The organism is Streptomyces sp. NPDC002265, assembly GCF_040296125.1.
In the GTDB taxonomy this organism is placed as follows: Bacteria; Actinomycetota; Actinomycetes; order Streptomycetales; family Streptomycetaceae; genus Streptomyces.
In genome coordinates this window covers 1-10,311 of record NZ_JBEOWS010000339.1, presented here as the reverse complement: position 1 = coordinate 10,311, position 10,311 = coordinate 1, and the positions used below count along the sequence as shown (strand labels likewise).

Here is a 10,311-nt window from a genome sequence, read left to right as displayed (position 1 = left end):
CCCCCCCGGGCCCCCCCCCCCCCCCTAAAAACCCCCCCCCGCTAACCGGGGCCCCCGCCCCCCGGGCGGCCACAACACCCCCCCCCGCCCCCGCTCGGCCCCCCCCGACAGGACGAGCGGGGCGACTCGCCGTGTCAGGGGCAGGACTCGCCGAACTTGACCGCGGTGAACGTCACTGGTTGCCCGCTCAGCTTCGCCCCGCCGGCCGGGCTCTGGGTGCACACCTGCCAGTTGGACTCGATCAGCACCATGCGGTCGTCGGCGCCGGCGTCGGTGACGGTGATCGACGTGCCCGAGTCGAGGGCACCCCGGGCCGCCTTCACGCTCTTGCCGCGGAAGTCCGGCATGATGCCGTTCGCGGCAGACGGCGGGGCCTGATCCTTCGCGGGGCAGGTCTCGTCGAGCTTCACCGCCCCGAAGTCCAGCTTGGTGTCCGTAGCCTGCTTGCTGCCGGCCTTCACGTTCTGGGAGCAGACCTTCCAGTCACGGTCGAGGATCTGCATACGGTCTCTGCCCAGCGAGTCATGCGAGGTGAGTGTGTAGAAGCCTGCCGCCTGCGCTCCGTCTTGGGCGGACTGCAGGCCCATGCCGACGAAGTTGGGGACGCCGGCCTTGGCGTTGCCGGCTTTGCCGTCGGCGGCACGACTGGTGTCCTGTCCGGCCGACGGCGTGTCAGGCGATGTCGCGCCTGTGTCGTTGGGGCCGCAGGCTGCGAGCAGGCCGATGGTGACCGCTGCTGTAATGGTGCCGATGATGCGGGTTCGCACGTTTCCCCCCGAGTGCTCCTGGTTCAGGCGGACCACGCTAGAGCACGGCTGTCACGCTCGAGGTAGGCAGTTCACCCGTCGTCACCGACCTGTGACTGGACGGTTGCCCAGGGTGAGATGGCGAAGGCGGCTGACCGAACACGAGCGCCCCGCTGCCTCGCCGCTGATGAGGTAAGGGAGCGGGGCGCTTCGTAGTGTCGCGGGCTACTCCGAGCCGCCCAACACGCCGCCACTGAGCTGGCCCATGCAGATGTCGTCATCGAAGTGCCCTGGCGGCGGACGGGGATGGCGACCGGCCGCAGTCCGGTGAGCATGCGGCCGGCCGTCTTCCGCAACGCACGCCTGCGATGCTGTTCCCCTGGCGTGTGCCTGAAGTGGTTCCGTGGCGATGCCGTCCGGCGCGGTGCTTCGTCGGGGCGCGAACGGGCCCAGGAAGCGCCCGCTCCGAGCGCCTGGCCCCATCTCGGGGCCGGCGGTCGGCCGAGACGCTCAGCGGAAGGCGGCGATACCGGTCACCGCGCCGCCGATGACCAACGAGTGGACCTCGCTGGTGCCTTCATAGGTGAGAACCGACTCGAGGTTGTTGGCGTGACGGAGTACCGGGTATTCGAGGGTGATGCCGTTCGCGCCGAGGACGGTGCGGCACTCGCGGGCGATCGCGATCGCCTCCCGGACGTTGTTGAGCTTGCCGACGCTGATCCGCTCCGGGGTGATCCTGCCCGAGTCCTTCAGACGGCCCAGGTGTACGGCGAGCAGCATGCCCTTGCCGAGTTCGAGGGACATGTCGGCCAGCTTCTGCTGGGTGAGCTGGAAGCCGGCCAGCGGGCGGTCGAAGACGGTGCGGTCGCCGGCGTACGAGATCGCCGTCTCCAGGCAGTCCCGGGCGGCGCCCAGCGCGCCGAAGACGATGCCGAACCTGGCTTCGTTGAGGCAGCCGAGCGGGCCGGACAGGCCCCGGGCCTGGGGCAGCATCGCGTCCGCGGGGAGGCGGACGTCTTCCAGGACCAGTTCGCTGGTGACGGAGGCCCGCAGGGACAGCTTCTGCTTGATGTCGTTGCGGGTGAAGCCGGGAGTGCCCGCGGGGACGAGGAAGCCGCGCACGCCGTCGTCGGTGCGGGCCCAGACCACCGCCACGTCCGACACCGAGCCGTTGGTGATCCACATCTTGGCGCCGTTGAGTATCCAGTCGGATCCGTCGCGCGTGGCGCGGGTGCGCATGGAGCCGGGGTCGGAGCCTGCGTCCGGTTCGGTCAGCCCGAAGCATCCGATGAAGCGGCCGGCGGCCATGCCGGGCAGCCACTGCTGCTTCTGCTCCTCGGAGCCGTACTTCCAGATCGCGTACATCGCCAGCGAGCCCTGGACGGAGACGAGGCTGCGCAGGCCGGAGTCGACGGCTTCCAGCTCCATGCAGGCGAGGCCGTAGGCGACCGCGCTGGTGCCGGCGCAGCCGTAGCCCTGCAGATGCATTCCGAGGACGCCCAACTCGCCGAGCGAGAGAGCGAGTTCGCGGGCCGGAATGGCGCCCGTCTCGAACCAGTCGGCGACGTGCGGCCGTAGCTCGCGGTCGCCCATGGCGCGGACGGTGTCGCGGATGTCGCGCTCCTCGTCGCTGAGCAGGGTGTCGATCCCGAACAGATCGAGGGGGTGCACGGGCTGGGCGGACACGGGCTCTCCTGACGTGCTGACAACGGTGAGGGGCGGCGCTAACATGCCGGTCACGGATATCGGATCTGGGATGTTGGATCCAATTCGGATCGTAGCCGCACGCCCAGTGCTTGCCAAGACATGGAGGGAGCCCGCATGTCACCTGACCGAACGGCCCCGCCCGGGGCCCTGTCCGGGATCGTCGTCGCGGACTTCGGCCGCGTGCTGGCGGCACCGTACCTGACGATGCTCCTGGCGGACCTCGGCGCCGAGGTCGTCAAGATCGAACGCCCGGTCAGCGGCGACGAGACCCGGGCCTGGGGCCCGCCCTACGCCGACGGCGAGGCGACCTACTTCCTGGGCGTCAACCGCAACAAGCGTTCCGTCGTCCTGGACCTGACCGACGACCGCGACCGGGCCGCCGCACGGGACATCGCCGTCCGCGCCGACGTGCTCGTGGAGAACTTCCGGCCCGGCACCATGGAGCGCCTCGGCCTCGGCTACGAGGAGCTGAACGCCCTCAACCCCGGCCTGGTCTACTGCTCGGTCACCGGCTTCGGGACGGACGCCGGCGCCGCGCTGCCCGGATACGACCTCCTGGTCCAGGCGATGGGCGGCTTGATGAGTGTCACCGGCGAGCCGGACGGATCCGGCACCAAGGCCGGTGTCGCCCTCGTCGACATCATCACCGGGCTGCACGCGGGCATGGGCGTGCTCGCCGCGCTGCGCCACCGCGAGCGCACGGGGGAGGGGCAGCGGGTGGAGGTCTCCCTGCTCGCCTCGCTTCTCTCCGCGCTCAGCAATCAGTCCTCGGCGTACGTCGCCGGCGGGATCGTTCCGCGGGCCATGGGCAACCGGCACCCGTCCATCGCGCCGTACGAAGTGGTGGAGGCGGCCGACCGGCCCCTCGCCCTCGCCGTCGGCAACGACCGGCAATTCGCGGCGCTCTGCCGGGAATTGGGTGTCCCCGAACTGGCCGGCGACCCGCGCTTCGCGACCAATCCCGACCGGGTCGCCCACCGTGAGGACCTGCTCGCCGCACTCGACGCACCGCTGCGCACGCGTCCGGCGCAGACATGGTTCGAGGTCCTCACCGCCGCCGGCGTGCCATGCGGACCGATCAACGATCTGGCGGCGGCCTTCGAGCTCGCCGACGGGCTCGGCTTGCAAGCCCGGGTCACGATCCGCGATCCACGGCGCGACCAGCCGGTGGAGCAGGTCGCCAACCCCATCCGGCTGGGTGCCACGCCCGCCGCCTACCGCAGTGCACCGCCGAGGCTCGGCGAGCACACCGGCGAGGTCCTCGCGCGGTTCGGGCGGCGTCCCGGCCCACGGGACGCGACTGCGTAGACCGTCCGGCCCAACGCCCTGCTCCACAGGGCGCCGCCATCAGGCGACCGGACCACTGACCCGCCCATCTGCCCCGCCCATCTGATGCACCCATCTGTTCCACCAGCCTGTTCCACCGGCCTGAATTCCCAGCCACCACGGCATTACTTGGAGAGCTCCGCCATGACCAGCCCGACCCCGAGGCGGCGACCGCCCACCACCCAGCAGTTCGTGCTGGGGGAGCTCAGACGGGCCATCACCAGCGGACAGCTGGAGCCGGGCGCACCGGTCCGGCAGGATGCGCTGGCCGAGCGGCTCGGCGTCAGCAGGCTCCCTCTGCGCGAGGCCCTGAAGACCCTGGAGGCGGAGGGCCTGGTGCGCCACGAGGCGCACCGCGGCTACTTCGTCGCCGTCCTGTCCCTGGTCGATCTCCGTGAGGTCTACCGCCTGCGGGAGATCCTGGAGGCCGAGGCCGTACGGCAGGCGGGTGAGCGGTGGGACGCGGCGACGATGGAGGCGCTGGAGGCGGCCCAGGGTGAGGTGGAGACCGCGGCGCAAGCAGCCGACGTCACCGCGATGACGCTGGCGAACCGTGACTTCCACTTCATCCTCTACGAGGCGGCGGGCATGCCGCGCCTGGTCCGGCTGATCGCCACCCTGTGGGACACCACCGACGCCTACCGCGCCCTGTACTACGCCGAAGAGAGCCATCGCGACCATGTGCTGCGTGAGCACCGCATGGTGCTGGACGCGCTGCGGGCCGGGCAGGTGGAGGAAGCGGTACGCCTGCTCGACGAGCACCGGGGGCACGCGGTGGCCGCGTTGGAAGGGATCCTGCGGGACAGCTGACGAAGGCCGCCGCCCTGTCGCGGCGTCGCAGGCCGCAGGCCTACGGCAGGGACGGAGGACATCCCCGGTCGCGCCTGCGGGGCCGGGGATGGCGCGAGGACCGCTCCGTGCCCCTCTACAACCGGCGTGAGAGGACCGCCAGCAGCAGGGCCGCCCGGTCCTGGGCCGATTCGAGGTCGAGGCCGGTGAGTTCCGACACGCGGGCCATGCGGTGGCGCAAGGTGTGCCGGTGCACCCCCAGTGCCCGCGAAGCCGGCTCCCACCCGCCGTTGTGCTGCAGGAAGGCCTCCAACGACTGGTAAAGCACCGGATGTTCCTCGAGCGGCGTCAGCAGATCGTCGGCCAGGTGGCCGACGGCCGTGCGCACGGTGGCGTCCGCGAGCAGCGCGGGAAGCCGCAACTGCCCGTAACGCGCCACTCGCCGGCCATCCGCCTTCGCCTGGGCGGCGGCGTATCGTGCGGCGCGCAGCGCGGCGGACAGGTCGTCCGGTGTCGTGCCGCCGCTGACCCCGATGGTCACGTCGGCCGCTTCGAGGGTGTCCAGCACCGTGTCCAGATCCGCGATGCGGGTCACGACCACCACGCCGTCCTCTTCCTCCCGCAGGAGATAGGGACATGAGGCGAGGTCGTCGAGGCTGCGTGCGGCCTGCTGCACGAGGGCCGGCCGCTGGTATCTGGACTGCAGCAACAGCAGGACCACCAGCCGGTCGGCCGGCGCGAAGCCGAGGTGACGCAGAGACCGGTGCGCGGCCTGCGCGGTGAGGCCGCCGTCGAGCAGTGTGCCCAGGACGGCCGCGCGCAGCGCCCGGTGCGCTTGCACGACCTCCTGCGGCCGTTCGAGTTCCAGCGACAGCAGTGAGGCCGCGTGGGTGAGCAGCAACTGGTCGAGGGGCGTGAACTCCGTGTCGGCCGCCACCGCCAGCAGCCCGCGCCGCGTCCGGGCGACCCCGAGCGACTGGACCATGAGGTGCCTGCTCCCGTCGCGGACGCTCAGCCCCAGCGGCCCCGCCGCCCGGCCGCTGTCCGAACCGACTTCGACCCGAACCCGTTCGACAAGAGCGGCGCCGTCCCCGGGCGCCGCTCCGAGAACTTGTTGATGGGCGTCGGTCACCGCCACCTCGGCGTCGAGCGCCTTGGCCAGGTGCCGCAGGATGCCGGGGATGCCCTTGCCGAGTGCGGCCCTGGTCATCTGGTGCTGGTGGGCCAGCACCCGTCTGAAGGCCGCGTTCTGCTCCTGTGCCAGTGCCGCGGCGACAGCCTGGCTGACCGCCAGGAACGGTGTGGCCAACGGGACTTCGACCACTACCAGGCCGCGGGCCGCGCATTGCTTGACGAGCGCCGTCGGCGCGCGGTCGTAGCTCAGGCCGGTGCCGAAGCCGATCCCGGTGACCTTTCCGTCGGCCAGCCGGTCGGCGTACTCGCGCTGCGCCTGTGCGGAGCGGCCGAGCCGCAGACCGGTGGTCAGCACGAGCTCGCTGCCCTGCAGCCAGGGGGCGGGATCGGGCAACTCCACGGCGTGCGCCCACCGTACGACCCGCTGCGCATCCCCGGTGAGCAGGCGAAGGCCCAGCCCGGGAAGGCTGAGGAGATCGGCGATGGTCACCGGCATGTCAACGCTCCGGACGGCACTGGTCCAAGACATCACGTCCCTGGACAGGTTGGAGCGGCGGCGAGGCTGAATCTCAACGATTCGGCGCGGCTGCCGCCGAGTGGCGGAAACCTAACATGACCCCACTCGAACGGGGCTGCGAAGCCTTCCCGTCGAGCCTCCGAGAACAGACCTGGGAGCCCCGATGGCCGAAACCAATGCATTGAGAACGGGCGACGAATCCTCTCCGCCGGAGGACGACGCCGCCGCGCTGGCCGCCCTCGGCTATACCTCCGAGTACAAGAGGGAGATGAGCCTGTGGGGCAACTTCGCCCTCGGGTTCACCTACCTCTCGCCCGTCGTCGGCGTCTACACCCTGTTCGGCTTCGCCCTGGCCACCGGCGGCCCGCCGATGATCTGGAGCCTGGTCATCGCGGGCGTCGGCCAGTTGCTCGTCTCCCTGGTGTACGGCGAGATCGTCTCCCAGTTCCCGGTCTCCGGGGGCATCTACCCGTGGGCACGCAGGCTGTGGGGACGCCGCTGGGCCTGGATGGCGGGCTGGGTGTACGCGCTGGCACTGCTGGCGACCATCGCCTCGGTCAGCTACGGCGCCGGCCCGTTCGTCGCGCTGATCCTGGGATTCGCGCCCGGGACCACCAGCACCGTCCTGTGCGCCCTCGCCGTCATCCTCATCGCCACCCTGCTCAACCTCGGCGGCACCCGGGTCATGACCTCGGCCGCCATCTTCGGCTTCGCCGCCGAGCTGGCGGGTGCCGTCGTGGTGGGGATCTGGCTGCTGACCACCCATCGCGAGCACGGTCTGGGTGTCGTGCTGCACACCTTCGGCGCCGGGTCGTCGGGCTCGTACACCTCCGCCTTCCTCGCCTCCGGGCTGGTCGGCCTCTACCTCTACTACGGCTTCGAAGCCTGCGGCGACGTCGCGGAGGAGGTCAGCGACCCCAGCCGGCGCATCCCCAAGTCGATGCGCATGACGATCTACGTCGGCGGTGCGGCCGCGACCTTCGTGGCCGTCGCCCTGCTGCTCGCGGTGCCCGACTTCGGGGCGGTGATCAGCGGCCAGGACGCCGACCCCGTGTACACGGTCCTGCGCGGCGCCTTTGGCGACATCGGCACACGGATCGTGCTCTGCGTCGTACTGATCTCGTTCCTGTCCTGCGCCCTGAGCCTGCAGGCCGCCGGCAGCCGGCTGCTGCAGTCCTACGCCCGCGACCGCATGATCTTCGGCAGCACGTACCTGGCCCGGTTCTCCCCGGCCCGGCACGTGCCCCCGTACGCGCTGGCCGTGACCGCGATCCTGCCCGCGCTGGTGATCCTCGGCTCGACGATCTCCGCCAACGCGCTGACCCGCATCGTCTCCTTCGCCGCACTGGGCATCTACGTCGGCTTCCAGATGGTCGTCCTGGCCGCACTGCGGGCACGGCTGAGGGGCTGGCGGCCCAGCGGTACGTTCCGCCTCGGTGCCTGGGGCCTGCCGGTGAACATCGCCGCCCTGGTCTACGGAGTGGCGGCCGCGGTCAACATGGCGTGGCCGCGCACTCCGGACGCGGCCTGGTACGACAACTACCTGGTGATCATCTCGGCCGTCCTGGTCATCGGCCTGGGCCTGGTGTACCTGTTCGTCGCCAAGCCCGACCGGCGCAGCGAGGCCCCCGCGGGCGACGCCATCCCGAGCTGACGAACCACATGAGGGCGCTGCCCGCGCGGCCCGCGGCGGCGCCCTCATGTGCCGTGCCGACGACCCGAAAGGCTCACTCCGTATCCGATCGCATGGTGCAGAACTTGATCGGCGGCGCGTTCGCCCAGCCGGCCGACGGGCAGACGGGCAGACGGGCAGACGGCCGAGATCACCGACCCCAGCACCGGCGAGCCCTACCTGAGCGAGCCGCCGTCCACCGAGGCGGACGTCGATGCCGCGGTCGAGCGGCCGTCGGACAGCACCGGCAAGCCACTCCAGCTGACCCTGGACGAGGAGGCGGCACACCCGAACAGGAACTGGACGGACGGCACCCCATGACGGGGTGACTCCTAGTCCTTCTTGGTGCTGTCCACGATGACCGGTGTGCCGTTCGAGTCCGTGCCGCAGGGGACCGCGTAGACCGGGTTGGCCTTGGCGGCCTCCTTGTAGGCGTCGAGGCACTGGTTGTAGAGGACCTTGTCGGTCAGGGACTGTTCGATGATCTTGTTGGCGCGGGCGATGCCCTCCGCCTCGATGCGCTTGCGTTCCGACTCCGCCTTGGCCGTGCGGGAGGCCTCGACGGCGCGCTCGGTGGCCTGTTCCTGCTGGATCTTCTTGTCGATCTGCTCCTGGAGCTGGTCCGAGGGCTTCACATTGCGCAGGTTGACGGCGGTGACATCGATGCCGCGCGGTGCCAGGCGCTGCTTGACGACCGTCTCGATCTCCGCGCCGATCTGCTCACGGGCGGAGGCGTATCCCTCCTCACTGGTGTGCTTGGCGAAGACATTGCGGATGATCTCGCGGCTGTCAGGCACCACCAGCCGTTCCTGGATGGCCTCCTGAGTACCCGCCAGCCGGTACAGCGCGACCGCCTTCGACGGCACTACGGTCCACTTGATGGTGACGTCCGCATACAGCACGCCGCCCTGCGCGGAGCGCACTTCGACGACGTCCTTGCCATGCAGGTCGAGGTCGACCGGGCGGGTGGAGAAGGACGTGACATCGGTGAACGGCGACTTGAAGTGGAGGCCGGAGGTCAGCGACGTGCCGACTTTCCCGAAGGTCACTGGGACGCCGACCTCGTAGGCGTTCACGACGTGGACGCAGGCGAAGACGCCGGCCAGAACACCGCCCAGCGCGCTGATGGCCGCCCCCACCTTCCAGCCGTTCCCGTCGCGGCCACGGCCGACGAAGAACACGGCGACCGCCGCTAGGAGCAGCAGGACGCACAGTACGACCATTGAAATCCCCCTTGGGAACATGGATCCCCGCTCCCCCCGGAGCGGCCGGCAGCGCAGCCTATCGGCGACTGGGACCAATGGGGCAGGAGTGAACGGACAACTGGATGAACAGTCATCGGGGCCTTCCTTCGTGGATACCCCGGCCTTCAGGCCGGGAGGAATCGAAGCTCCCGCGGAGCGGGGCAGGGAGAGCTGGTTCGCCTCCAGGGCGGACCGGCGTCCAGCCCAACCACTCGCGCTCCGCCGCAAATTGACGGGGTAGTGTGTGAGTTGTGGGGGCGACTCCTGTGAAGCGGGCGTTCAAGTACCGCTTCTTTCCGAGCGATGCGCAGGCGGCGGAGCTGTCGCGTACGTTCGGCTGTGTGCGGAAGGTCTACAACCTGGCTCTTGCGGCTCGTACCGAGGCGTGGACGCGGCAGGAGCGGGTGAACTACAACCAGACGTCGGCGATGCTGACGGCCTGGAAGAAGACCGAGGAACTCGCCTATCTCAACGACGTTTCCTCGGTCCCGCTCCAACAGGGGCTGCGGCACCTGCAGACGGCGTTCACGAACTTCTTCGGCCAACGCGCCGGGTATCCGCGCTTCATGTCGCGCAAGAGGTCGCGGAAGTCGGCGGAGTACACCGCCAGCGCGTTCCGGTTCCAAAGCGGCAGGCTGATCCTGGCGAAGATGGCGGAGCCGCTGGACATCGTGTGGTCGCGTCCGCTGCCGGAGGGAGTTTCCCCGTCGACGGTGACCGTGTCGCAGGACGCTGCGGGCCGCTGGTTTGTGTCCCTGCTGTGCGAGGACTCCTCCGTGCAACCGCTGCCCGCCACCGACACGGCCGTCGGCGTCGACGTCGGGCTCGAGCACCTGCTGACCCTTTCGACCGGGGAGAAGGTTCCCAACCCCCGGCACGAACGCCGCGACCGCGCCCGCCTCGCCAAAGCCCAGCGGCGGCTTGCCCGCAAGGCCAAGGGCGAGGGAGCGAACCGGGCCAAGGCCCGCCGGAAGGTCGCCAAGGTCTACGCCCGCATCACCGACCGCAGGCGTGACCACCTGCACAAGCTCACCACTCGGCTCGTTCGTGAAAATCAAACGATCGTGATCGAGGACCTCGCGGTGCGGAACATGGTGAAGAACGGCCACTTGGCCCGCGCGATCAGTGATGCGGCGTGGTCGGAGTTTCGGGGCATGCTGGAGTACAAGGGCCGGT

Annotated in this window: 8 protein-coding genes; 4 read left to right on the top strand and 4 right to left on the bottom strand. The window is 70.1% G+C overall.

Going from position 1 to position 10,311, the window contains the following annotated elements; genetic code table 11:
- Positions 1-134 precede the first annotated feature (134 nt).
- Together ABT085_RS37890 and ABT085_RS37885 are read right to left on the bottom strand one after the other, a co-directional pair.
- Positions 135-767 carry a hypothetical protein gene (locus ABT085_RS37890; RefSeq protein WP_351618880.1) on the bottom strand — a complete coding sequence of 211 codons (633 nt, stop codon included), beginning with the start codon at positions 765-767 and terminating at the stop codon, positions 135-137.
- A gap of 489 nt (positions 768-1,256) precedes the next feature.
- Positions 1,257-2,477: an acyl-CoA dehydrogenase family protein gene (locus ABT085_RS37885; protein ID WP_502982907.1), complete on the bottom strand. Its 1,221-nt coding sequence runs from the start codon at positions 2,475-2,477 to the stop codon at positions 1,257-1,259.
- Positions 2,478-2,567: 90 nt separating this feature from the next.
- On the opposite strand from ABT085_RS37885, the gene ABT085_RS37880 reads away from it, so the two are divergent.
- Together ABT085_RS37880 and ABT085_RS37875 are read left to right on the top strand one after the other, a co-directional pair.
- A complete protein-coding gene (locus tag ABT085_RS37880) occupies positions 2,568-3,761 on the top strand; it encodes a CaiB/BaiF CoA transferase family protein (protein WP_351618874.1) in 1,194 nt (397 codons plus the stop codon).
- Between the two features lie 162 nt (positions 3,762-3,923).
- The gene (locus tag ABT085_RS37875) at positions 3,924-4,589 is read left to right on the top strand and encodes a GntR family transcriptional regulator (protein ID WP_351618871.1); all 666 of its coding nucleotides are present in this window, start codon (positions 3,924-3,926) and stop codon (positions 4,587-4,589) included.
- A 115-nt stretch (positions 4,590-4,704) separates the two neighbouring features.
- Here the strand turns inward: ABT085_RS37875 and ABT085_RS37870 are convergent, their stop codons facing one another.
- Positions 4,705-6,198: a PucR family transcriptional regulator gene (locus ABT085_RS37870; protein WP_351618868.1), complete on the bottom strand. Its 1,494-nt coding sequence runs from the start codon at positions 6,196-6,198 to the stop codon at positions 4,705-4,707.
- A 184-nt stretch (positions 6,199-6,382) separates the two neighbouring features.
- Here ABT085_RS37870 and ABT085_RS37865 point away from each other — a divergent pair, with 184 nt between their 5' ends.
- On the top strand, positions 6,383-7,873 hold the full coding sequence (locus tag ABT085_RS37865) for an APC family permease (protein WP_351618865.1): 1,491 nt from the start codon (positions 6,383-6,385) through the stop codon (positions 7,871-7,873).
- Between the two features lie 350 nt (positions 7,874-8,223).
- On the opposite strand, the gene ABT085_RS37860 is transcribed toward ABT085_RS37865, so the two are convergent.
- Positions 8,224-9,114 carry a prohibitin family protein gene (locus tag ABT085_RS37860; protein WP_351618862.1) on the bottom strand — a complete coding sequence of 297 codons (891 nt, stop codon included), beginning with the start codon at positions 9,112-9,114 and terminating at the stop codon, positions 8,224-8,226.
- 272 nt (positions 9,115-9,386) lie between these two features.
- On the opposite strand from ABT085_RS37860, the gene ABT085_RS37855 reads away from it, so the two are divergent.
- Positions 9,387-10,311 (top strand): RNA-guided endonuclease InsQ/TnpB family protein (locus tag ABT085_RS37855; protein ID WP_351618859.1); only part of this gene is annotated, 925 nt, incomplete at its 3' end.

Bases quoted from the DNA above. Each gene is read 5' to 3' on its own strand.
- ABT085_RS37885 (WP_502982907.1), bottom strand. From the start codon at position 2,477: ATGTTAGCGCCGCCCCTCACCGTTGTCAGCACGTCAGGAGAGCCCGTG.
- ABT085_RS37880 (WP_351618874.1), top strand. From the start codon at position 2,568: ATGTCACCTGACCGAACGGCCCCGCCCGGGGCCCTGTCCGGGATCGTC.
- ABT085_RS37875 (WP_351618871.1), top strand. From the start codon at position 3,924: ATGACCAGCCCGACCCCGAGGCGGCGACCGCCCACCACCCAGCAGTTC.
- ABT085_RS37870 (WP_351618868.1), bottom strand. From the start codon at position 6,198: ATGCCGGTGACCATCGCCGATCTCCTCAGCCTTCCCGGGCTGGGCCTT.
- ABT085_RS37865 (WP_351618865.1), top strand. From the start codon at position 6,383: ATGGCCGAAACCAATGCATTGAGAACGGGCGACGAATCCTCTCCGCCG.
- ABT085_RS37860 (WP_351618862.1), bottom strand. From the start codon at position 9,114: ATGGTCGTACTGTGCGTCCTGCTGCTCCTAGCGGCGGTCGCCGTGTTC.